Annotated in this window: 19 protein-coding genes; 13 read left to right on the top strand and 6 right to left on the bottom strand. The window is 66.0% G+C overall.

Annotation, left to right across the window (positions count from 1 at the left end; translation table 11 throughout):
- Nucleotides 1–46 precede the first annotated feature (46 nt).
- Nucleotides 47–1,645 carry a hypothetical protein gene (locus J3474_RS06820; protein WP_007012097.1) on the bottom strand — a complete coding sequence of 533 codons (1,599 nt, stop codon included), beginning with the start codon at nt 1,643–1,645 and terminating at the stop codon, nt 47–49.
- Nucleotides 1,646–1,934: 289 nt separating this feature from the next.
- On the opposite strand from J3474_RS06820, the gene J3474_RS06825 reads away from it, so the two are divergent.
- From J3474_RS06825 to virB11, 8 genes are all read left to right on the top strand, one after another.
- Nucleotides 1,935–2,309, top strand: a complete 375-nt coding sequence (locus tag J3474_RS06825) for a hypothetical protein (protein ID WP_207093503.1) — start codon at nt 1,935–1,937, stop codon at nt 2,307–2,309.
- A 247-nt stretch (nt 2,310–2,556) separates the two neighbouring features.
- On the top strand, nt 2,557–2,913 hold the full coding sequence (locus J3474_RS06830) for a TrbC/VirB2 family protein (RefSeq protein WP_207093504.1): 357 nt from the start codon (nt 2,557–2,559) through the stop codon (nt 2,911–2,913).
- Nucleotides 2,914–2,924: 11 nt separating this feature from the next.
- A complete protein-coding gene (locus tag J3474_RS06835) occupies nt 2,925–3,206 on the top strand; it encodes a type IV secretion system protein VirB3 (protein ID WP_007012094.1) in 282 nt (93 codons plus the stop codon).
- 29 nt (nt 3,207–3,235) lie between these two features.
- Nucleotides 3,236–5,668 (top strand): VirB4 family type IV secretion/conjugal transfer ATPase, encoded by a 2,433-nt coding sequence (locus J3474_RS06840; protein ID WP_207093505.1) that lies wholly within the window; start codon nt 3,236–3,238, stop codon nt 5,666–5,668.
- Between the two features lie 7 nt (nt 5,669–5,675).
- On the top strand, nt 5,676–6,908 hold the full coding sequence (locus J3474_RS06845; protein WP_207093506.1) for a type IV secretion system protein: 1,233 nt from the start codon (nt 5,676–5,678) through the stop codon (nt 6,906–6,908).
- Nucleotides 6,905–7,744, top strand: coding sequence for a TrbG/VirB9 family P-type conjugative transfer protein (locus tag J3474_RS06850; protein WP_207093507.1), 840 nt, complete (start codon nt 6,905–6,907; stop codon nt 7,742–7,744). The genes J3474_RS06845 and J3474_RS06850 overlap by 4 nt, the downstream gene beginning before the upstream one ends.
- Nucleotides 7,745–7,747: 3 nt before the next feature.
- Nucleotides 7,748–8,836 (top strand): TrbI/VirB10 family protein, encoded by a 1,089-nt coding sequence (locus J3474_RS06855; RefSeq protein WP_207093508.1) that lies wholly within the window; start codon nt 7,748–7,750, stop codon nt 8,834–8,836.
- 6 nt (nt 8,837–8,842) lie between these two features.
- Nucleotides 8,843–9,886: a P-type DNA transfer ATPase VirB11 gene (virB11, locus tag J3474_RS06860; RefSeq protein WP_007012089.1), complete on the top strand. Its 1,044-nt coding sequence runs from the start codon at nt 8,843–8,845 to the stop codon at nt 9,884–9,886.
- Between the two features lie 48 nt (nt 9,887–9,934).
- Here the strand turns inward: virB11 and J3474_RS06865 are convergent, their stop codons facing one another.
- Both J3474_RS06865 and J3474_RS06870 read right to left on the bottom strand, forming a co-directional pair.
- Nucleotides 9,935–11,428 (bottom strand): Ppx/GppA family phosphatase, encoded by a 1,494-nt coding sequence (locus J3474_RS06865; protein WP_207093509.1) that lies wholly within the window; start codon nt 11,426–11,428, stop codon nt 9,935–9,937.
- A gap of 45 nt (nt 11,429–11,473) precedes the next feature.
- A complete protein-coding gene (locus J3474_RS06870; protein WP_207093608.1) occupies nt 11,474–13,657 on the bottom strand; it encodes an RNA degradosome polyphosphate kinase in 2,184 nt (727 codons plus the stop codon).
- 144 nt (nt 13,658–13,801) lie between these two features.
- Here J3474_RS06870 and J3474_RS06875 point away from each other — a divergent pair, with 144 nt between their 5' ends.
- From J3474_RS06875 to J3474_RS06890, 4 genes are read left to right on the top strand one after another with little or no spacing between them, the layout of a single operon-like run.
- Nucleotides 13,802–17,203 carry a DUF2126 domain-containing protein gene (locus J3474_RS06875; RefSeq protein ID WP_207093510.1) on the top strand — a complete coding sequence of 1,134 codons (3,402 nt, stop codon included), beginning with the start codon at nt 13,802–13,804 and terminating at the stop codon, nt 17,201–17,203.
- A complete protein-coding gene (locus J3474_RS06880; RefSeq protein ID WP_207093511.1) occupies nt 17,193–19,682 on the top strand; it encodes a circularly permuted type 2 ATP-grasp protein in 2,490 nt (829 codons plus the stop codon). The genes J3474_RS06875 and J3474_RS06880 overlap by 11 nt, the downstream gene beginning before the upstream one ends.
- On the top strand, nt 19,682–20,563 hold the full coding sequence (locus J3474_RS06885) for a transglutaminase family protein (protein WP_013832085.1): 882 nt from the start codon (nt 19,682–19,684) through the stop codon (nt 20,561–20,563). Before J3474_RS06880 ends, J3474_RS06885 begins: the two co-directional genes overlap by 1 nt.
- Before the next feature lie 13 nt (nt 20,564–20,576).
- Nucleotides 20,577–20,870 (top strand): DUF1294 domain-containing protein, encoded by a 294-nt coding sequence (locus tag J3474_RS06890; protein ID WP_007012083.1) that lies wholly within the window; start codon nt 20,577–20,579, stop codon nt 20,868–20,870.
- A gap of 123 nt (nt 20,871–20,993) precedes the next feature.
- On the opposite strand, the gene J3474_RS06895 is transcribed toward J3474_RS06890, so the two are convergent.
- The 3 genes from J3474_RS06895 to ccmA all read right to left on the bottom strand — a co-directional run bounded on the left by J3474_RS06895 (nt 20,994) and on the right by ccmA (nt 23,001).
- Nucleotides 20,994–21,443 (bottom strand): hypothetical protein, encoded by a 450-nt coding sequence (locus J3474_RS06895; protein ID WP_207093512.1) that lies wholly within the window; start codon nt 21,441–21,443, stop codon nt 20,994–20,996.
- Between the two features lie 323 nt (nt 21,444–21,766).
- On the bottom strand, nt 21,767–22,426 hold the full coding sequence (locus J3474_RS06900) for a heme exporter protein CcmB (RefSeq protein WP_207093513.1): 660 nt from the start codon (nt 22,424–22,426) through the stop codon (nt 21,767–21,769).
- A complete protein-coding gene (ccmA, locus tag J3474_RS06905; protein ID WP_013832088.1) occupies nt 22,423–23,001 on the bottom strand; it encodes a heme ABC exporter ATP-binding protein CcmA in 579 nt (192 codons plus the stop codon). Before ccmA ends, J3474_RS06900 begins: the two co-directional genes overlap by 4 nt.
- Before the next feature lie 14 nt (nt 23,002–23,015).
- On the opposite strand from ccmA, the gene J3474_RS06910 reads away from it, so the two are divergent.
- Nucleotides 23,016–23,348, top strand: coding sequence for a 4a-hydroxytetrahydrobiopterin dehydratase (locus J3474_RS06910; RefSeq protein ID WP_255327361.1), 333 nt, complete (start codon nt 23,016–23,018; stop codon nt 23,346–23,348).
- The last annotated feature ends 7 nt before the right edge of the window (nt 23,349–23,355 follow it).

Consider the following 23,355-nt stretch of genomic DNA (forward strand, 5'->3'; position numbering starts at 1 on the left):
CCGAATTCGGACCGCCCCCCCTTGTCGTCAGTTATGGGCGGCCGGATCAGGTGGTCGGCAGAGCCGTGCAGCTTTCACCCGAACCGAAGTTGGCGGTCGCGTTGTCGCAGGTCCAACCCTTGTACCAGGTGTCGCTCGAGTCCTTCACGGCGCCGATGTAGGTGACTGCATCGAAGAAGCTCGAGAGCGTCTTGATGTCGGCGTAACCGGCCACGCCGGCTTCGTTGGTGCCGTTGACGAAGGTGCTCGAAAGCGTCGAGGTGAAGGCATCATCGTTCAGGTTGGTGCCCGAAGCGAACTGCGAAGCCGAGTAGCCCGAAGCGTTCGTGCCGCTGTCGATGTACTTGGTCGAACCGCAGGACATGACGGTCGAGTAGGCCTTCAGCGTCGCCGGGGTGGTGCCCGAGCCGTTCAGGCGCAGACATTCGTTGTTCGGCGTGTTGATGATGCCGTTGACCCAGGTGATGTCCGAGTTGCCGCGGATCAGTACCGAAGCCTGGTCGTTCGATTCGTTGTTCGAGCTCGAGCTGGGCTGGACGCCGGTGAAGTTGGCGATGACGGTCTTCTGACGCGGGGTGTCGGTTTCGGCACCGTTCGAGTCGATTTCCATCAGCGCGTCGCCGCCGCCGTCACGCTGCAGCAGCATGACATACTGGAAGTAGCCTTCCAGGCCGGTGTCGAGGTCAAGGCTGTCATCGTCGGCGTTGACCGAGATGTAGTGCTTGAACTGGACCTTGCCGCCGAAGAATTCGGCACCGTCGTCCGAGCTGTTGACCGACTGGAAGTAGTCGAGCGTGGTGCCCGAGCCGACGCCTTCGGCGGTCAGCGACTGCAGTTCCTTGCCGTTGCTCAGGACATAGCCCGAGTAGCGGATCTGGACGTACTTCATGGTGCCGGCGTTGTAGGCGTTGTCCTGACCGCCGAAGACGGCCTTGTTGACCGCGCCTTCGGTGTCGCGCTCACAGGTCTTCGCGGCGGTCGAGCCGTAGTTGCAGTCGGTCACGATGCCGCGGCCGAGCAGCACGACGCCGCCCCACTGGCCCTGCGAGCTGTCGTCGTTGGTGCCGACGACGTTCTGGCGGCTGGTGAAGATGATCGGCTGCGAGGCCGTGCCGACGGCATTGATCTTGTTGCCGCGGTTGACGGCGAGCCAGGCGGCTTCCGAACCGTTTTCACCGTAGATGATGACGCCAGGATCGATCGTCAGGGTGACGTCGGTGTCGGCGGTCAGCGAACGGCCGTTGCAGCTGGCAGTGGTGGTGGTGAAGGGCGAACCCGAAGTCGGGGCCGAGAAGCCGCCGTCGCAGCCGACGTCGACGCGGCCGTTCAGGCGATAGACGACGCCGGCGACCTTGGGCAGGCTCGAGCTGACGTCGACCAGGGCGGGAAGGGTGCACACGCGCCACGAACCTTCGGGGCCGGAGATCGTGCCGCTGTCGGTCAGGCCGCCGGTGGCGTTGAAGGTGGGGCAGCTGTCAGCCGCGACGACGGTGCCGGAACCCGAAGTCGGGGTCGGGGTCGGAGCGGGCGTCGGGTTGTTGATCGTGATGCCGCCAGCACCCGGCGACGAGATGTCGTCGGCGCCGCAACCGGCAAGAGCAAGTGCGCTGCAGCCAACCAGCAGCAGACCAGAAATTTTCTTCACGTGAGTTCCCCCGTTTTTCAGGTCGGACGAAGCGGCGAATCCGCCTTCGTTGAGGGGCCGTTTAGGATGAGGGGGTGACAGTTTGTTGGCGATCCAATGACAGAAATATGCACTTATGTGACGGGGATATGACCGTTATTCGATATCGACCGGACCATGGCTTGCGACTCGCCCTTATCGGGGCGATTCACAGCCAGATTGCAGTTTTATGACAGTCCCGTCATTTTCTTGAGGTCGCGGGTTTTTCCGCAGAAGATGCACTCATCGCAAGAATGTCCGGGAGAGTTGCATGTCGCTATCCATACTCGTCGCAAGTGTCCTCATGGGGCAGTCGGCCTTTTCGCTGACGCTCGAAGTTCGTCCCCAGGACGAAGTCGATGTCGCTTATGAGGAGCTGGCGGCCGGGAAGAATGAAGAGGCCATCGCCAAGCTGCAGCGCATGGGCGCTGCGCAATCGAACGATCCTGCGGCCCTGATCAATCTGGGGACCGCCTATGCCCGCGTCGGCATGGCCCAGCAGGCCATGGTCAGCTACAAGGCCGCGGCGGCCAGCCCGGAGCGCTACGATCTCGAACTGGCGGACGGTTCCTGGATGGATTCGCGCTGGGCCGCCCGCACGGCCATGAAGTGCATCGCCACCGGCCAGACCCTGGCGGTGCGCTGATCGCCTCCAAATCCTGATTTCAGGGCCGGGGCCGCGCCCCGGTCGACAACCGGCAATCGCACGCTGGCCTTTCGGGTAACACTTTATAATAATGGTCGCCAGTATAGTGGGGCCGTCGAGGAGGGCCGGCGGCCTTTGCTACGTACCTGAAACAGTGACTGGCGATTGCAATATGACTGTCTCTTTAGCCGTCTCATCGTCACACACTTGTCATCATGGTGGCGCACTTGGCCCTCACACGGAGGGCATGGTGATTCGAGATTCTATCATTCGCACCCGCACTTTTAGCGGAATTTCGAAGGCTTTCGCCGCGTTCCTCGCGGCCATGGGCCTCGCACTGACGCCGAACCTGGCCAGTGCGCAGACCGTGACGACGCAGGATCCGGCCGGCAGCGGCCCGATCGTCGCCGCGCTGGGCTGGCTGCAGGGCACACTGCTCGGCAATGTCGCTACCGCGGTCGCGGTCATGGCGGTGGCGGCCGTCGGCTTCATGATGCTGACCGGCCGCATGAACTGGCGCTTCGGCGCGACCGTCATCATCGGCTGCTTCGTCCTGTTCGGCGCCGGTGCGATCGTTTCCGGCATCCAGTCGGCGGCGGGCTGAGGGCGCGGCTGATGAGCCTGGCCCGCTATCCCGTCCATCGCGCGCTCACCCGGCCGCAGATGTTCGCCGGGGTGACATACAGCTTCTTCATCATCAATGCTGCGGTGACGACGGAGATCTTCCTCATCACCAAGAGCTTCTGGGCGCTGCCTGCAGCGCTCGCGATCCATGGGGTCGGATACCTCGCATGCTTGCGCGAACCCCGGGTATTCGACCTCTGGATCGCCAAAGTTAGCAAGTGCCCGCGCGTTGCCAACTGGCAGCGCTGGGGTTGCAACAGTTACGCACCCTGAGATCGATTCGGGGGGTGGGGAGTACAGACATGGCGCCAAAGACGAAGTCGCGACGCGCAATCCCGGGCCTGAAGGGCTGGGCCGGCAAGGAAGCCCTTGTCGGCGACCGGCTGCCCTACCAGGCGCTGGTGGACGAGAACGTCGTGCTGCTGCGCGACGGTTCGGTGATGCTGTCGCTGATGGTCCCGGGCCTCGCGTTCGAAACTGCCGATACCGACGAGCTGAACGCCCACGTCGCCACCCGTGAAGTGCTGCTGCGTTCCTCGCTCGATGCGCGTTTCGTGCTGTACCACCACGTGATCCGCCGCCGCGTCGAGATCGAGTTGGAAGGTCACTTCGACGATCCGCTTGCGGCGCACATCGATTCGCGCTGGCGGGCCCGCACCGGTTCGGGCGCGCTGTTCGTGAACGACCAGTTCATTACCCTTGTCCGCCGCCCCGCGCGCGGCAAGGCGGGCTGGGCCGACAAGCTGTCCCGCATGATGAAGCGCAAGGGCGGCGAGGCGGTCGAGGCCGATCCCGCCGACGTGCGCTCGCTGCGTGCCGCCGCCAGTGCGATGGTCGCCTCGCTCGGCTCCTACGGCGCGCGCATGCTGGGCGACTACGACACCGCCAAGGGCCAGTGCTCCGAGGTCCTCGAACTGCTTTCGGCGCTCTACAACGGCGAGATGCGGCCCGTACGCCGCCCTGCCGAGGGCACCGATATCGGCCATATGCTGCCCTATCGCCGGATCAACTTCGGCATGGACGCGCTGGAACTGCGCGGGGCTTCGAATGCCTCGTTCGCCTCGGTCGTCAGCCTCAAGGACTATCCCGATTCGACCGCTCCGGGACTGACTGACGCCTTGCTGCGCCTGCCCTGCGAGCTGGTCCTGACCGAGACATATGCGCCTTGCGACCGCCAGATCGCGCGTGAACGCATCGATCTTGCGATCCGCCGCCTGCGTTCGGCGGACGAAGAAGCGATGGCCGAGCGCCGCGAAATGGCGAGCGCCCGCGATTCGCTCGGCACCGGCGCGGTCGGTTTCGGCGATCATCACCTCTCGGTGCTGGTGCGTGCCGATTCGCTGGAAGGCCTCGATGAAGTGACCGCGATGTGCGCGGCCTCGCTGGCCGATGCCGGTGCCGTCGCCGTACGCGAGGAAGTCAATCTCGAGCCCGCCTTCTGGGGCCAGCTTCCCGGCAACGAGGGCTTCATCGTCCGCCGCGCGCTGATTTCCAGCGCCAACATGGCCTGTTTCGGCAGCCTGCACGGCTTTGCGATGGGCCAGGCGAGCGGCAATCACTGGGGCGATGCGGTGACGCTGCTGTCGACCACCAGCTCGACGCCGTTCTTCTTCAACTTCCATCAGGGCGACCTCGGTAACTTCACTGTCATCGGTCCGTCAGGTTCCGGCAAGACGGTGGTCATGAACTTCCTCGCCGCCCAGGCGCAGAAGTTCGCGCCGCGCACGATCCTGTTCGACAAGGACCGCGGCGCCGAAGTCTTCCTGCGCGGCATCGGCGGCACTTACAGCCGCGTCGCCGCCGGACATCCGACCGGGTTCAACCCGCTCTCGCTGCCCGACACCGCCACCAACCGCGCTTTCCTGCGCGATTGGCTCGGCGTCCTGCTTTCGGCCAACGGCCCCGAGGAACTGGCGACGATCGCCGGCGCGGTCGATGCCGCCTATGCCAACGATCCGAGCCTGCGCCGCCTCTCGTATTTCCGCGAGTTGCTGGCCGGTTCGCGCCGTCCGCAGCCGGGCGACCTCGCGTCGCGGCTCGATGCCTGGATCGGCGGGGGCGAGCATGGCTGGCTGTTCGATAACCAGCAGGACCGGCTCGACCTTTCGGCTCGCGTGCTGGGCTTCGACATGACCGCGCTGCTGGAAAGCCCGCGCCTGCGCACGCCGGTGATGATGTACCTGTTCCACCGGATCGAGGAACGCCTCGACGGCGAACCGACGATGATCCTGATCGACGAGGGCTGGAAGGCGCTCGACGACGAGGTTTTCGCCGCGCGCATCCGTGACTGGCTCAAGACCCTGCGCAAGCGCAACGCGCTGGTCGGTTTCGCGACCCAGTCCGCGCGCGATGCGCTCGACAGCAAGATTGCCACGGCGCTGGTCGAGCAGACCGCGACGATGATCTTCATGCCCAATGCGCGCGCCCGCGCCGAGGACTACTGCGAAGGCTTCGGCCTGACCCACCACGAACTCGACGTGATCCGCACGCTGCCCGCGCATTCGCGCTGCTTCCTGATCCGCCAGTCCGATGCCTCGGTCGTGGTCCGGCTCGACCTTGCGGGAATGCCCGAGGTTCTGACCGTCCTGTCAGGGCGCGAGAGCACGGTGCGCAAGCTCGACACCTTGCGTGAGCGCTATGGCGACGATCCGGCCGCATGGTACCCGGTACTGACCGGGATGACCTGGCCGGGCGACGCCGAGGATGGAGCCGCCTGGATCCAGGCGGCCGAGTGAGCGGGCGATGAGCGGCACCTGTCAGCAACTCGCGGAAGTGGCTTCGGCCGGCGTCGCACCGGCACTGCGCGCGGTCGACTGCATGGCCGGCGAGACGATTTCCTCGGCCTTCGCCCGCCTGTTCGGTGCAGACGGCGCGCTTGCGCCGGTGCTGACGATCCTGCTCACGCTCTACATCGCTTTCTTCGCCTTTTCGCTCATCACCGGCCGTTCCACGCTCGGCATCTCGGCGCTGACGCCGCGGATGCTCACGCTCGGTCTGGTGCTGACTTTCGCGACGAGCTGGATCGCCTACCAGAACGTCGTGTGGAACCTCGCCATCGGCGGGCCCGACTGGATCGCCTCGATCCTGATGGGGGCCAAGGGTTCGGCGACGCAAATCTTCGGCGACCGTATCGACATCGTCTTCCAGGCCATCGGCGAGGCATCGCAAAACGTCAGCAATGGCGCGGGCGGTGAAGGCGGAGCGCAGGCGCAGGCCGCCGCGCAAGGGGGCATGTTCACCCCGACCAGCGTGATGTGGCTGGGCGCGCTGATCCTGCTGCTTGGCACTGTCGGCATCCTGCTGACCGCGCGCATCGCACTGGCGGTTCTGCTGGCGCTGGGCCCGATCTTCGTTGTCATGGCGCTGTTCGGCGGCACCCGCGGATTGACGGCGGGCTGGCTGCGCGGGGTCGTGCTGACCGCGGTCACGCCTCTCTTCGTGGTGCTGGGCGGGGGTATTTCGCTCGAACTGCTGGTGCCTATCGTCGCCAAGCTGGTGCAGGGCGCGCAGCTCGGCGAGATCGACGGTCGGGCGGCGATGGCGCTGTTCCTCGTCGCTGCCGTGCACATGGCGCTTATGGGCATGGTGCTCAAGGTTGCCGGAACGCTGGTCTCGGGCTGGAATGTCTTTGGCCTGGCCGGAGCGGGCTCTTCGGGCAAGTCGCGGGCCGACGCCGGATATGCCGCTGCGCAGACCTATGCCGCGCCTGCACCCGCCGCGCCGCTGCTTCCGGCGCAAAGCCGTACCCCGGCGGTTTCGGCCGCAAGCGCTGCGGCCATGCACGAATCCACGCACGGCGGCGGCTCCGAAGCGGGCCGCTCGGGCGATCGCCGCACCGTCGTGACGCAAGTGACGGGCGGCGGTGTCGAGCCGGTCGGCCCGAGCAGGGACGCGCGGGCGCGCGGCATCGGCAGCCGCTTTCGCAGCGCATCAAACGATACCGGCCGGATGCCGGCAAAGGAGAAGATTCGATGATCCGCCACAAGGCACGGGGCCTCGCCTCCGCACTGTTGGCCCCCGCAGCGCTCGCGCCCGTCCTGCTGGCCCTCGCCACACCGGCCATGGCCGAGGACCCGCGGCTGGTCGATCATCCTTATGACGAAAACGAAGTCGTGCGCATCGACGGCAAGGCCGGGGTGCAGGCGACGATCGCTTTCGGCAAGAACGAGGCGATCGAGAACGTCGCGGTCGGGGATTCGCAGAAGTGGCAGATCACGCCGAACAAGCGTGCAGACCTGCTCTTCGTGAAGCCGTTGGAGGCCAGCGCGCGTACCAACATGACCGTGGTGACCAATCGCCACACCTATTTCTTCGACCTCGTCGCTGCGCCCCGCGCGAAGCCGCTCTACATGCTGCGCTTCACCTACAAGGACGAACCGCAGGATGCACCGGTCCCGGGCAGCGAGGGGCTTGAGGGCCTGCAGCCCGCCGAGCGCGCGCTGGCAGAGGGCGACCCCATGGCGCTGCCCGCCGATCCGGCGGCCCTGAACTTCTCGTGGAAGCGCACCGGCTCGGCCAGGCTGCAGCCGACACGCGTCTATGACGATGGCGAGCAGACCTACCTGCTCTGGCCCGAGCGCACGTCCGTTCCGGCCATCCTGATCAAGAACGAGAAAGGCGATGAAGGCCCGGTCAACTATGCGGTGCGCGGGTCGACCATCGTCCTGGCCGAAGTGCCCAGCCTGATCATCCTGCGCTCTGGCAAGGCCACGGCCGAACTGGAACGCACCGGTGAAGTCCGCACCAGCGCGGCGGTGGCCGCAAACACGCCCGACGCCGGCTCGACCGCGGCGTCTTCGAAGGGGAACTGAGACATGGCGCCCAATTCTTCCCTGCGCGAACGCTTCGACAATGCAGCCCAGGACGACCCGCGCGAAGGCGAGGGCGCACAGGTCATCGACCTGGCGACCCGCAATGTCCTGCCGCAGGTCAGCCAGCGCAAGAAGGGCGACGGCTTCGGACTTGCCGCCGGTGTCCTGATCGTCGCGGCGCTGGGCGGCGTGACGCTGTGGACCATGGACGCGGCGCGCAACGGTGCACCGCAGCAGGCGCCTGCGCCGGCCGTCAATCCCAATGAGGTTCCGGCTGCGGCCCCGGCTCAGGCCGCGCAAAGGCCGGCCCCGGCGATGCCCGCGCCGCAGCCTGCCCCGGCGCCGCAACCGGTTCTCGCCGCGCCGCCCGCGGCCAACCTCGGCGCCGCCACTGCATCCAATCCCTACGCCAGCCCGACCGTCGTCTTCGATTCCAGCGGCTCGGGCGCCGCGGCACCGGTTGCCGGCCCGGCCGATGGCAAGGGCACCGGCAATGCCAACGACGATTTCGCCGCCCGCGTCGGCGGGACCGGCACGACCGCGGCAGCCGCGCGCTCGTTCGATCCCTCGACCACGGTCACGCAGGGCACGCTGATCCCGGCAGTGCTGGAAACCGCGATCGATACCGACGTGCCCGGCTACGTGCGCGCCATCGTCTCGACCGACGTGCGCAGCTTCGATGGCAAGCACGTCCTCGTGCCCCGTTCCTCGCGCCTGATCGGCCAGTACAAGAGCGGCTTGTCCGCAGGTCAGAAGCGCGCCTACGTGATCTGGAGCCGCCTGATCCGTCCCGATGGCGTTTCGGTGAACCTGGGATCGCCTGCGATTTCCTTCGGCGGCGAAACCGGCCTGCCGGGCAAGGTGAACAGCCACTTTTTCGAACGCTTCGGTTCGGCGATGCTGCTCTCGGTGGTCGGCGGACTGACGACGATTGCTTCGGGCGGAACCGGCGTGGTGATCTCCGGCGGCCAGTCCGCAGCGGCCAGCGCCGTGCAGTCGGGCGCGACCATCGGCCCGACGATCCGCGTGCGCCAGGGCGAGCCGATCCGCGTCTTCACCGCCAAGGACCTCGACTTCAGCGAGGTCCAGTGATCCATTATGGCAGACGTCCTTCCCCTGCAGCCGGACCGCGCGGCGCCCGTGTCTGAGTTCGAGGCCGAACTCGATCCGCAATTGCCGCGCAGCGTCTATCTCGACGCTTATCTTGCGCCGCTGCGCCACTGGCTCGACCGCGAGACGGTGACCGAGATTCTCGTCAACCGACCGGGCGAAGTCTGGGTGGAAGACGCTGCCCATCCGGGCATGCAGCGCATTGCCCTGCCGGAAATGGACAGCCGGCTGCTGCAGCGCCTTGCAGAGCAGGTGGCGCGCATCAGCCATCAGGGCATCAACCGCGAACACCCGCTGCTTTCCGCGACGCTCCCGGCTTATGGCGGGCAGAGCGGCGCGCGCATCCAGCTCGTCGGGCCGCCGGCCACGCGTGCCAACTGGGCACTGGCGATCCGTCGCCATCGCCTGCTGGAACTGCCGCTCGATGCCTACGATCGCGGGCCGATCCCGGCCCCTGTCGAAGAAGCGATGCCCGATCCGCTGGCCCAGCCGATCGCGTTCCTGCGCGAAGCGATCCGTCGCCGCCGGACGATCCTGATTTCGGGCGGAACCTCGACCGGCAAGACGACCTTCCTCAACGCCATGCTGTCCGAAATTCCCGCGCATGAGCGCGTCGTCCTCGTCGAGGATACCGCGGAACTGCGCCTGCCCGGCGCGAACGGCGTGGGCCTGATCGCGGTGAAGGGCGAACTGGGCGAGGCCAAGGTCTCGGCCAACGACCTGCTGCAGGCCGCGCTGCGCCTGCGCCCGGACCGCATCGTCCTGGGCGAACTGCGCGGCAACGAGACGGTGAGCTTCCTGCGCGCTATCAACACCGGCCACCCCGGTTCGTTTTCGACCGTCCACGCCAATTCGCCGCGCGGTGCGCTGGAGCAGATCGCGCTGATGTCGATGCAGACCGGCATCGGCCTGACCCGCGCCGAGACGCTGGAATATGCAGCTTCGGTGATCGACATCGTTGTCCAGCTCGACCGGCGCGAAGGCAAGCGCGGCATCAGCATGATCGCCGAGAGCCAGACGCTGGTGCATTGAAATTCGCGGCCGGTGCCGGTCGTGATCCGTCTCTGACCTGCCGGTATGTCAGCTCGCGGCGAGTGCCTGCGTCTCGTTGCGACCGCAAACCATGACGCTCCATTCCAGCTTGAGCCATTCGGCCAGCGCGCGCAGGTCTTTGCCGATTCCCGCGCTGTAGAGTGCCTGTACCGTTTCATCGAGCGAGAGCACGAGGCGGCCCCCTTCGAGGGTGAGCGAGCTGTGTTCCAACGCCAGCGGCGTGCAGCCGGTGAGGCGGCGGCACAGGCGCACGGCAAGGCCCCAGGTGATGCCGCGGTCGAGGTCGCTGCGGTCGGCGAGCTTGCAGAACTGCTCGGGAATTTCGGTCAGGCCAGAATTGGCAAAGACGGTCATGGCCATCATGGCGCGCCCGCGCTTGTCGAGGCCGATCCAGCGCTTGCGCAGCGCCCAGGTCATGGCTTCCTCCGTACGCATGTTGGGCTCGGTACGCATGGCCGCCAGCGCGAGCAGGGTGGAAGCCTTGCGCAGATTGCCTTCGCCGGGGGCGTCCTCGCAAACCTGCGCGGTCCACGCGGTGACGGCCGTGGCGGCCTTGGGCGAGGCGAAAGCGCTGCGGGCAAAGCCGCTCACGCTCGCCAGCATCGGGTCCTGGGCCTTCATCTCGTCCGGCAGGTGCTGGAACAGCAGGCCCTCGCGCAGGCCCCACGATGAGAAGATCAGGCGCGAGGGCGCGGTCTCGTCGATGAGCTGGGCCAGCAGGGCCGCCGCATCGGGGAGGGTTGCCATGCGCGAATTGGTAATGCGCGGGTCGGCTTTCTCGAGCTTGCCCTTTTCGAACTTGCGGCACAGCTTGAGCGCTTCCTGGGCCGAGATCTCGAAATCGTGGGGATCGTCGAGCGGCCAGTCGATCTCGCGCATCGCCTGCAGGGCGAGCGCGCGCCACGACCCGCCGACGATGTAGAGCGGCTGATCCTTGCCCCGTTTCCATCCGCGCTCGGCAAGGGCGGCGCGCACGGTTTCGGCAAAGCTGTCCGGTCCCGCTGCGCGCAGGTCGGGCAGGCGCAGGGTGCCGAAGGGCAGGGTGATGCCGCCAGGCAGGACCTCGCCGTCGATCTCCACAAGCTCCAGGCTGCCGCCCCCGAGGTCGGCTGCGATGCCCTTCGCGCCGGGGAAGGCCGCGATCACGCCGGTCGCACTCGTGCGCGCTTCCTCGTCGCCCGAAAGCAGGCGCGGCGAGAGCCCGTAGCTGCGCACTTCGGCCAGGAATTCAGGGCCATTGGAAGCATCGCGCGCGGCCGCCGTGGCAACGCATTCGATGTTGTCCACCTGCATCAGCCGGAGCAGCTCGGCGAAGCGGGCGAGCGCGGACAGCGCCGTGCGCATCGACTTTTCGGAGATCGCCCCGGTCTTGCCCATGTCCTTGCCGAGGCGGGCATTGACCTTTTCGTTGAGAATCACGACGGGTGCGCGCGCCGGGCCGTTATAGACCACCAGACGCACGGTATTCGACCCGATGTCGATGATCGCGCGCTTCTCGCTTGTGTGGCTGATGCTGTTCATTCTGACTGGACGAATCGCATGGCCCCGGGTTCAGGGGCCCGTATGTCAGATATTACCGCGTCGAAGCGAGAGCTTTGGTACCTTTCGTCCACTGGCAATCGATGCACCGCGTCCTGACAGCGACGGATTGGTCATGAAATAGCGATGGAGATTGAAGGGGTTGTCGCTTTCGCCGACCCTTTCGTAGTGCCCGTCGGGTTCAAGCATCCAGCTTTGCTCGGTGTCGAGCAGGTTGGCCAGCATGACCTGGTCGAGCACCTGGTCGTGAACGGTCTTGTTGCGCATGGGCACCATGACCTCGACGCGGCGGTCGAGATTGCGGCTCATGCCGTCGGCAGAAGTGATGAAGACGTGGGCCTTGCGGTTGGGCATTTCCGCGCCGTTGGCGAAGGCCCAGATCCGCACGTGCTCAAGGAAGCGACCGATCACCGACTTGACCATGATGTGTTCGGAAAGACCGTGAATGCCGGGGCGCAGGCAGCAGATACCGCGCACCACCAGCATGATCTCCACGCCCGCCTGGCTGGCGTCGTAGAGCCGGTCGATCAGTTCGGGGTCGGTCAGCGAGTTCATCTTCGCCCAGATCGCGGCCGGCTTGCCTGCGGTGGCATTGGCAATTTCGGCATCGATGCATGCGTAGAGCCTCGCACGCAGCGAGATCGGCGATATCGCAAGCACCTCGGTGGTCTTGGGCTCGACATAGCCGGTGATGAAGTTGAACAGGCGCACCGCATCGCGCCCCGCAGCCGGATCGGCGGTGAAATAGGACAGGTCGGTATAGATGCGCGCGGTGATCGGGTGGTAGTTGCCGGTGCCGAAATGGCAGTAGGTGCGATGCCCTTCGCCTTCGCGGCGCACGACCATCGAGACCTTGGCGTGGGTCTTCCAGTCGACGAAGCCATAGATCACCTGGACCCCGGCGCGTTCCAGCTGGCTGGCCCAGAGCAGGTTCTGCTCCTCGTCGAAGCGGGCCTTGAGCTCGACGACGGCGGTGACCGACTTGCCGGCCTCGGCCGCGGCGATGAGCGCCGAGATGATCGCCGACTGCTTGCCCGCACGGTAGAGCGTCTGCTTGATCGCCACGACGTCGGGGTCCTGCGCGGCCTGGCGCAGGAAGTCGATCACCACTTCGAAGCTTTCGTAGGGGTGCTGGATGACGATGTCCTTCTCGCGAATGGCGGCGAAGATGTCGCCGTCATGTTCGAGAATGCGTTCGGGATAGCGCGGCGAATAGGGTTCGAACTTCAGTTCGGGCCGGTCTTCGTCGCAGATCGCGGAAAGGCCCGAGAAACCGATGATTCCCTCGGTCTTCATGATCAGCGCGCGGTCAAGGCCGAGCTGGTTGCGCAAGAGGTCCTCTGCGGCCGGATCGAACTTGCCCTGCAGTTGCAGGACGATGACGATGCCGCGGCGCCGGCGCTGGATGGCGGTACGGTAATAGCGCACCAGATCCTCGGCATCTTCCTCGATCTCGATGTCGCTGTCGCGCAGGATGCGGAACACGCCGTGGCCGTTGACGGTAAAGCCCGGGAAGATCTGGTCGGTGTTGCGGCAGATCAGGTCCTCGATCGAGATCCAGGCCGCTTCCTCGCCGGGAATGCGCACGAAGCGCGGCAGCGAGGAGGGGATCAGCACCATCTCCATCACCGGGGAATCGTCGGCCTCGCGGGTCAGCGAGAACAGCACGCCGATCCCCTGGTTGGCGACGAAGGGGAAGGGATGCGCGGGGTCGATCGCCTGCGGCGTGATCACCGCCATGATATGTTCGAGGAAGTAGTCGGTCAGCCAGGCCTCACCCGCCTTGTCGAGCGGCTCGTCGCCGATCACGCGCACACCGGCATCGCCCAGCAGGCGCTTGAGTTCGCTCCACGCTTCCTGCTGGACCGTTTCCAGCTGCAGCACTTTTTCGTGGATCGCGGAGAGCGCCTGTGACGGCGTGGCGCCGTCGATGGAGATTTCCTCGATCTGGCGGCGGACCTGGCCGGCGATGCCGGCGACGCGCACCATCAGGAATTCGTCGAGGTTGCTGCCCGAGATCGAGAGGAAGCGCAGCCGTTCCAGCAGCGGATAGTTGCGGTTCGTTGCTTCGGCGAGGACGCGCTCGTTGAAGGCCAGCCAGCTTAGTTCGCGGTTGAAGTAACGCGCAGGCAAAGTCGCCAGCTTCGAATTGTCGCAGCTTTCCGAGATTTCGACCGATTCGCTTGCCTGAAGCATGTTTTCCTTGTTCATCCCGTACTGACTGGCAGTCCAGAAGCATGCCATGATGACAGTTCTGCGGCAATTGCGTCACTTGGCGCGAAAACCTGCCCGTTATCTGCCATTGAACACCGAACATCGTTGCAGTGCAACATGGTTTGCCGCAATGTTGCGTCGATGATCAAAGCGGCACTGCACCATCTCACGCGCTACCGCTACTCGCGGCGGGTGCATCTCGGCCCTCAGGTGATCCGGCTGAGGCCGGCGCCGCACAGTCGCACGCAGGTGCCGAACTATTCGCTCAAGATCAGTCCGCCCGAACATTTCCTCAACTGGCAGCAGGATCCGCACGGCAACTGGCTGGCGCGGGTCGTCTTTCCCGATCCGGTCGATCACTTCTCGATCGAGGTGGACCTGCTGGCCGAACTAGCTGTCATCAATCCCTTCGATTTCTTCGTCGAACCGGACGCTGAGGAATATCCCTTCGCTTATTCCGAGGCGATGCAGGCGGATCTTTCCGCCTATTTCGAAACCGAGCCGCAGGGTCCGCTGTTCGAGCAACTGGTCGCCAGCCATGCGAACTACCAGGGGCGCACGGTCGACTTCCTGGTCGCGATCAACCGCAAGCTGCAGGAGCGGATCAACTACGTCATCCGGATGGAATCGGGTGTCATGACGCCGGAGGAAACCTTGCAGTTGGGCACCGGCTCATGCCGCGATTCGGCCTGGCTGCTGGTCCAGCTGCTGCGCCGCCTCGGCTTCGCGGCGCGTTTCGTCTCCGGCTACTCGATCCAGCTTGTCGCCGATGTCATTCCCAAGGAAGGCCCCAAGGGCGTTCTTGAGGATGTGACCGACCTGCATGCCTGGGCCGAGGCCTATGTGCCCGGGGCCGGGTGGATCGCGCTCGACGCCACTTCGGGCATGTTCGCGGGCGAAGGGCACATCCCGCTGTGCGCGACCCCGCACTATCGCTCGGCAACCCCGATCGAGGGCATGGCGGAGCCGGCGGAAGTCGACTTCCATTTCGAGATGGACGTCAGCCGCATTGCCGAGGCAGTGCGTATCACCAAGCCCTTCACCGACGAACGCTGGGACGCGCTGCTCGAACTGGGCGACAAGGTCGATGCCGACCTCGAAGCCGGCGGCGTCAACCTGACGATGGGCGGCGAGCCGACATTCATCGCCGCCACCGACTTCGAGGCGGACGAATGGAACGGCGGTGCGGTCGGCCCGACCAAGGCGGCCTATGCCGACAAGCTGATCCGTCTCCTTCGTGAGAAATTCGCGCCCGGATCGCTGCTGCACCACGGGCAGGGCAAGTGGTACCCGGGCGAAAGCCTGCCGCGTTGGGGATTCTCGATCTACTGGCGCAAGGACGGCGTGCCGATCTGGAAGGACCAGTCGCTGATCGCGGCCGAAAGCCCGTTGGAAAAGGGCGGCGATCCCGATCCGGTGCCGACGATGGATGTTTCCGCCGCGGAAACCCTGCTGCGCGAGACGGCACGGGGGCTGGGGCTGGAGGACGATTTCGTCCAGCCCGTCTTCGAGGACATTCCCGCCTGGAACGAGCGGGAGCAGGACCTGCCGGTCAACGTCACGCCGCTCGAGCCCAGGATCGACGACGAGGAGCTGGCGCGCCGCTTCAGGCGGACCTATCGGCGCGGTCTGACCAAGCCGGTCGGTTATGTCCTGCCGGTGCAGCGCTGGAATGCGGCCGATCAGTCGATCCCGCGCTGGAAAAGCGAACGCTGGAAAGTGCGCAAGGGCCTGCTGACGGCCGTGCCGGGCGATTCCGCGATCGGCTATCGCCTGCCGCTCGGGGCGCTGCCGTTCGTGCCGCCCTCGGACTATCCCTATATCCACCCGCGCGACACGGCCGAGCCGCGTGAGCCGCTGGCCGATTTCCGCGCGCAAGTGGTCGCCAAGGGGCAGGACATGCGTGAAGTGGGCGCTGCCGGCGGCGACCGCCCCGCTTCGCGCGAAAGCCAGCGGGCCGAGCGCGTCGCCAGCGCCGATGGGCCGCAGGCGCAGGCGATCGTCGAGCAGGAGATCATCGACGGCGCGGTGCGCACGGCCATGACCGTGGAGCCGCGAGGGGACTACCTGGCCGTCTTCATCCCGCCGACCGAGCGGCTGGAGGACTATCTCGAACTTGTCGCCGCGATTGAGGTGGTGGCCGAGGAGAAAGGCCTGCCGGTGCGCATCGAAGGCTATGCGCCGCCGCCCGACCCGCGCCTGCAGGTGCTCAAGGTCACGCCGGACCCGGGCGTCATCGAAGTGAACATTCATCCCTCGGCATCGTGGCGCGAAACGGTGGAGATCACCGAGACGCTTTACGACTGCGCCCGGGAAGTGGGCCTGACCGCCGACAAGTTCATGGTCGATGGCCGCTCCATCGGCACCGGCGGGGGCAACCATATCGTGCTGGGCGGGCCGAGCCTGCTGGACAGCCCCTTCATCCGCCGTCCGGACCTGCTCAAGAGCTTCGTTACCTACTGGCAGCGCCACCCGTCGCTCAGCTACCTGTTTTCCGGCCTGTTCATCGGCCCCACGAGCCAGGCTCCGCGCATCGACGAGGCGCGCCACGATGCGCTCTACGAGCTGGAGATCGCGCTGGCCCAGGTGCCCGGCCCGGATCGGGAGCAGCCCGCGCCCTGGGTGGTCGATCGGCTGTTTCGCAACCTGCTGGTCGACGTGACCGGCAATACGCACCGCACCGAGATCTGCATCGACAAGATGTTCTCGCCCGATGGTCCGACCGGACGGCTTGGCCTTGTCGAGTTCCGCGGCTTCGAGATGCCGCCAGACGCGCGCATGTCGCTGGCGCAGCAGCTCCTCCTGCGGGCGCTGACGGCGTGGTTCTGGAAGCAGCCGCTCGATGGCTCGCTGGTGCGCTGGGGAACCCAGCTGCACGACCGCTTCATGCTGGGCCATTTCGTCTGGGCCGACTTCCTCGACGTGCTCGATGACCTTGCACAGGCCGGCTACGATTTCGATCCGGCCTGGTTCGAGGCCCAGCGCATGTTCCGCTTCCCGGTTCACGGTGAAGTCGAGGGCGGGGGCGTGACGCTGGAGATCAGCCACGCTCTCGAGCCGTGGAACGTGCTTGGGGAAACCGGCGCGATCGGCGGGACGGTGCGCTATGTCGACAGTTCGACCGAGCGCCTGCAGGTCAAGGCCACCGGACTCGTTCCCGGTCGCCACGTCATCTCGTGCAACGGGCGCCGCGTACCGCTGACGATGACCGCCTCGGGCGAAGGCGTGGGCGGCGTGCGCTACAAGGCTTGGGCCCCTGCGGAGTGCCTGCACCCGATGATGGCCGCCCATGCGCCGCTGACTTTCGACATCCTCGACTTGTGGAACAACCGCTCGCTGGGCGGCTGCGTCTATCACGTCGCGCATCCCGGGGGACGCAATTACGATAGCGTTCCGGTCAATGGCTACGAGGCCGAAGCCCGCCGCAAGGCGCGCTTCCAGGACCATGGCCATTCTCCGGGCCCCCAGCCGATGCCACCCGAGGAGTCTCCGGGGGAATTCCCCTATTCGCTGGACCTGAGGCGACCGCCGCGTGTCATCTAGTCCACCCAGCGAGGCCAGGGAGAGGCCGCCCGGATGGCTTGACGAATATCCTGCCGAGGCATCCCGCGGCGATCTGTTCCGCGATGCGACCGAGCCCATGGCCGCGCGCTGGAAGGCCGTGGTAGAAAGCCTGGCCAGCAAGGCAGATGGCGATCCTTCCTCCCTGCAGGATGCAGCGGCCCGTCATGCGGCAGACCTTGGCGTCACGTTCCGCGTAACCGGCGATGAGGATGAACGGGCCTGGCCGCTCAACGTCATGCCGCTGATCATCGCTGCCGACGAATGGGCCAAGGTCGAGCGCGGCCTCGTCCAGCGGGCCACGCTGATGGAGCAGCTCGCCGCCGACATCTATGGCCCGCAGCGGCTGGTCAAGGAGGGCCATCTGCCCGCTGGCGTGATTGCCGGCAGCCCCTTCTTCGCCCGCAAGATGATGGCGATGAAGCCCCGGCAGGGCCGCTTCATCCATGTCTATTCCGCCGATCTTGCCCGTGGGCCCAAGGGGCAGTGGCGCATCCTCAACGACCGGGTGCGCATTGCCAGCGGCGTGGGCTATGCGCTCGAAAACCGGCTGGCGATGGGGCGCACGACCGACAACCTGATGGTCGAGACGCGCGTTCGCCGCCTGACCGAATTCTTCGTTCACATGCGTGAGGGGATGGCTGCGGCCTGCAACCGCGATCAACCGCGCGTCGCCCTGCTGACGCCGGGGCGCTTCAACCAGACTTACGCGGAGCAGGCCCACCTTGCCCGCTACCTCGGTTTTCCGCTGGTCGAAGGGCGCGATCTCTCGGTGCTGGACCAGCGGCTCTACGTCGGCACCATCGCCGGGCCAAAGCGCGTCGATGCGGTCTGGCGATGGATGAATACCAATTCGCTCGATCCGCTGACTTTCGATGCCAAGTCGCAGATCGGTGTGGCCAACCTCTACGACGCCTGGGACGCGGGCGGCGTGGAAATGGTCAACTGGCCGGGCACGGAAGTCCTCGAGTCCCCAGCCTTCGCCGCCTTCATGCCGCGCCTGTGCCGGGTGCTGCTGGGCCAGGAGCCGCTGCTGCCCAATATCGCCACCTGGTGGTGCGGGCAGGCGGCGGAAAGCTCGGCGGTCGCCGCCCGGCTCGACGAGCTGACGCTGCTCCCGGCCTTCGGCCAGCGGGTGGAGGGCCTGCCTTCGCGGCGCGCGGTGGAAGGGCGATCGCTCAATGACAGGCAACGCACGGCCCTGCTCGAGGCGCTGTGGCGGCGGCCGATGGACTATTGCGGCCAGGAAATCGTTCACCTGTCCACCACGCCCGCAGTCATCGACGGCGAGATCGTGCCGCGCCCCTTCACGGTACGCGCCTTCGTGGCCCGGACTGCCGACGGCAGCTGGACGGTTATGCCCGGCGGCTTTGCGCGCCTGTCCTCCTCGAATGGGTTGCCGACGACGCTGATGGGCGCGGGCGACCTCTCCGCCGATGTCTGGATCGTCGACGACAGGCCGATGGAGGCGCATTCGCGCGCTATGCTCTACGAGGAGCCGCCGATATCGCGCGGTGGGGGTATCCTGGCATCGCAGGCGGCGGACAATCTGTTCTGGTTCGGACGCTACAACGAGCGGGCGGAAATGACGGTGCGGATTGTGCGCACCATCCTCGACAGTTCGGTGGAGATCGACGGCAGCCTATCTGCGCAGGGCAACGTGCTGCAGGGCCTGATCGGGATGCTCGTCGCGCGCGGGGCAATCGCGCCGAAGACGTCCGGCCAGCCCGCCGCGGCCATCTGCGCCGCCGCACTGTCCGATGCCGCCGAACCGGGCAGTGCCGCCGCCCTGCTGCATCGCCGCCAGGAAGTGGGCCTCTCCCTGCGAGAGCGCTTTGCGCGTGACTTCTGGCGCATCGTCAGCCGGCCGATGCCGATGGTCGACATGCGCAGGCCGCAGAGCATGCTTTCGACGGTGCGCTGGCTGACCGAACATTTCAGCGCGCTGGCCGGGCTCGTTTCGGAAAACATGGTGCGCAGCGCCGCCTGGCGTTTCCTCGAGATCGGCAAGCGGCTTGAGCGCGCGCAGGCGCTGTGCCGCACGGTCAACTGCCTGGTGCGCGACGAGGATGACAGCGAGGTGCTGGGCGCCTTGCTGGACTTGTGCGACAGCCAGATCATCTACGGCTCGCGCTATCTCTCGCAGCCGATGATCAATCCGGTGCGCGACCTCGTCCTGCTCGACCCCGACAATCCGCGCGCGCTTGTCTTCCAGGTGGCCGAGATCGTCGCTCATCTCGAAGCCTTGCCAAGCGTCAGCGACGACAATCTGCCCGAGCCGCCCTTGCGCGCGGCGCGGGCGCTTTTCGGCGAACTTCAGGCCGCGGCGGCGCAGGACATGACCTCGGATCGGCTGGCTGACATCGAATCGCGCCTGCTTGAGCTTTCCGATGCCATCTCCGTGCGCTATTTCCTGCAATTCGATCGCGACGAGGCAGAGAAGCGAACGCGACTTTTGTAATGCGCTATTCCGTCAGTCATATCACGACGCTGGATTACGCAGCGCCGGTCAGTCTTGCGCAGTTCAACGTGCGGCTGCGTCCGGCGGCGTGGCCGGGACAGGCGGTGGGCGATTTTACCCTGAGCGTCGATCCGCAGCCGGCCCAGATCGTCGACAGCGACGGCGGCTATTACATAAATGAATCGCGCTTCACGCTGCGGCAGCCGATCCGTCACCTGCAGATCGAGAGCCGTTTCACGGTCGAGAAGGAATCGCTTCCGTTCTTCGTGACCGGGGCGCCGGGCCCCGATCTGGCGGAGATCCGCGAAACCGCGATGAAACTGCCCGACCTTTCGCCGCTGGGTCCGGCCTCGTACATATATGCCTCGCCGATCGCCGCGCCCGAGCGTGACATTGCCTTGTGGGCGAGCGGGTTCCTGACCGAAACGATGCCGGTGATGGAAGCCGGGCGCATGCTGATGGACACCATCCACCAGCAGTTCGCCTACGATGCCAAGGCCACGGCAACCGACACGCCGCCGATCGAGGCGTTCAACAATCGCCACGGGGTCTGCCAGGACTTCAGCCACATCATGATCATCGCCGCGCGGGCGCACGGCATACCCGCCGCCTATGTGAGCGGCTACCTGCGCACGATTCCGCCGCCGGGGCAGGCGCGGCTGGTCGGGGCCGATGCCATGCATGCCTGGGTCAACCTGTGGTGCGGGGAGGACCTGGGCTGGGTCGGATTCGACCCGACCAACGCGATGTTGGCGGATACCGACCACATCTTCATCGGCATGGGCCGCGACTATGGCGATGTCGCGCCGCTCGACGGGACGTTCCGCGGCGGGGCGCAGCAGAGCATGCATTTTTCCGTCGACGTGGCCCCGCTGGACTGAGCTTTCACGCACCATGGAATGGATCGTGGCGGGCGCCGCATGGTTGCTGCTTATCAACTTCGTGACGTTCGCCAGCTTCGGCTTCGACAAGGTGCGGGCCCGCAAGGGTGGGCGGCGCGTGCCTGAATTCGATCTACTGCTGATGGCGCTGCTGGGTGGAAGTCCGGCTGCTTTTGCGGCGCGCTGGGCATTCCGGCACAAGACCCGCAAGCAGCCGTTCTCATGGCGCCTGTCCGTCATTGCCGCCCTGCAGGTGGGTGCGCTGATCGGGCTGGTTTTCGCCCAGGCGCCTTTCCTGCCTGCCTAGAGCGCTTCCCGATTTGATTGCATCAGATCGCGCGCTCTAGGTTTTTAATTTGTCGTATTTTCCGAGTCGTCAGGTGATCCCACCTGACTAGAAAATGCTCTAGGCCAGCGGCGTGCTACCCGTTCACAAGGAACGGGGTGTGTGCAGGGTGGCTGGCTCCTGCGGGAAGATCCCGGCCAACGCGAGCGCCGCGCCGAGCTTCGAGAGCGTTTCGAGCACGTCGCCGACGCTATCCTCGAGCACGAGCAGGTCCAGCGTATCCCGAGTCGCACCGGGGCCGCGATCGCGCAACGAGGTCACGAGTTCGAGAATCAGCGCTTCGTGCTCGGATACATGCTCGCAGGGCAGCGGGCAGAAGGCGAACGTCTCCAGCGCATCGCGATTGAACAGTAACATGGCGCGGTGGAAGGGCTGGAGCCCGCCGATCATCCGCCAGCGCGCGAAAGCCGGGGCCAGGGTCTGCGCCGGACAGCGCTTGCTGGCGATGGCCGTGACCCATGCGCGCATCGACCAGACGAGGAAGCGGCTGCCTTCATCGAGGACGCTGAGGGGGCGATCGACATATTGATACATCAGGCAGACTCCAAAGGGTTGCAAATGCGAATGATTATCATTAGCTATTGATACGTGGCTGACGCGCTTCGTCAAGCCCCTCAGGAGCGGCAATTGTCATGGGTTGTCGTTCTCATCCTGCACCTTGGCCGGGGCCGCCCTCCAGTGACCCACCCAATGCCCCGGCCAACTTTTCCCACTTTATGAGTCCGTTATCCCGGGGTTCTGCCGGGCTTTTGCGCAAGGTTGTCCACAGGCTGCGGCCAAGTGCGACACGATGCCTGCCTGACACCGGCTCTTGATCGATCCGGACTGGAGAGTTGGGGCGAAGGGCCCGGCAGGCCTCAGCCGCGCGCGGCGCGCACGGCTGCGCCGCCGGCGAAGGGCGCGATGGCCAGCAGGACGAGACTGGCCGCGGCAGTCAAGGCCAGGCCGCTTTCGCCGCCGAGCGACAGGCTGCCCGCGCCGAAGATCAGCAGCGGTACGGCCATCGGGATGACCAGCAGGCCGGAGAGCGCCGCGCCTCCGCGCAGTCCTGCAGTCAGGGCCGCCACGGTCACGCCAAGGGCCGCAAGGCCCGGTGTGCCGGCCAGCAGTCCGATTTCGACGATTCGCAGCGTCCGGGCATCGATGCCCAGCAGCGCCGAAGCGGGAAGGGCCGCCAGCATGAGCGGCGGCCCGAAGCTGAGCCAATGGGCCAGCACCCGCACGGTGATCACCATTTCCTCGGAAATGCCGCGCAGGGCCCACTGGTCGAACATGCCCTGTTCGATGTCGGGTTCGATCAGGCGGTCGAGCGGCAGGATCGCGGCGAGCAGGGCAGCGACCCAGATCACCCCGCCGCCGGTGCGCGCCAGCAGGCGGGCGTCAGGGCCAACGGCGAAGGGATAGAGCATCGCCACGGACAGGAAGAACAGGATCGGCAGTACCGCGCCGCCGCCGCGTCCGCCCAGCAGCAGGCGTGCAAGATCGCGGCGCAGCAGGGCTGAGAATCGGCCGCTCATGCCGCGTAGTCCGCGAGGGCCAGCTTTTCCATGCCGGGCAGGGAGAATGTCTGGTGCGAGGCAATCAGGGCGATCCCGCCTGCCGCACAGTGTTCCGCTGTCAGTTGCTCGGTCAGTTCCACGGCATGTCCGTCGAGTCCGTTGAGCGGCTCATCGAGGAGCCAGATCGGCGCCTTCTGCCCGATCAGGCGCGAGAGCGCGGCGCGCTTCTTCTGGCCGGTGGAAAGGTAGCGCACCGGCACGTCCAGCAGGCCGGCAAGGCCAAGGCGCGCCAGTCCGTTGTCCGCTGCGTTGTCGATCCCCTGCCAGAAGTCCAGCGCCTTGCCGAGCGGGAGGTGCGGGTCGAGGGCGGGGCGTTCGTCGACGAGGCCGATGGTGCCTTGCGATTCGACCGAACCGGCATAGGCGGGCGCAAGACCGGCGACGATGCGCAGCAGGCTCGATTTGCCGATGCCGTTGCTGCCTGCAACCTGCAGCGCCTGTCCGGCGTTGAGGGTCAGGGAAAGATTACGAAACAACAGCCTGTCCCCACGTCGACACGCGAGATCCCGGACGACGATAAAGGCCTCTTGCATGGAGGCAGTCGATAGTGGAAAGGCGGCGAACTGCCAAGGAGACCATAATGGCGATCGAGCGACTATCTGGTGCGAAGTTGGACGAGGTGCTGGCAGGGCTGCCCGGGTGGTCGCTTCGCGAGGATGGCCTTGCCATTACCCGCGAGCTCAAGTTCGCGGATTTCAACGAGGCTTTCGGGTTCATGACCCGGGTCGCGATCCAGGCCGACAAGGTCGATCACCACCCCGAATGGTTCAACGTCTACAATCGCGTCGTGATCACGCTCACGACTCACGATGCCGACGGCCTCAGCCAGCGCGACGTGGACCTGGCGTCGTTCATCGACGGCCTCGCTCCGGCTACCTGATCCATTC

This window comes from Novosphingobium sp. PY1, from assembly GCF_017312445.1.
Lineage (GTDB): Bacteria > Pseudomonadota > Alphaproteobacteria > Sphingomonadales > Sphingomonadaceae > Novosphingobium.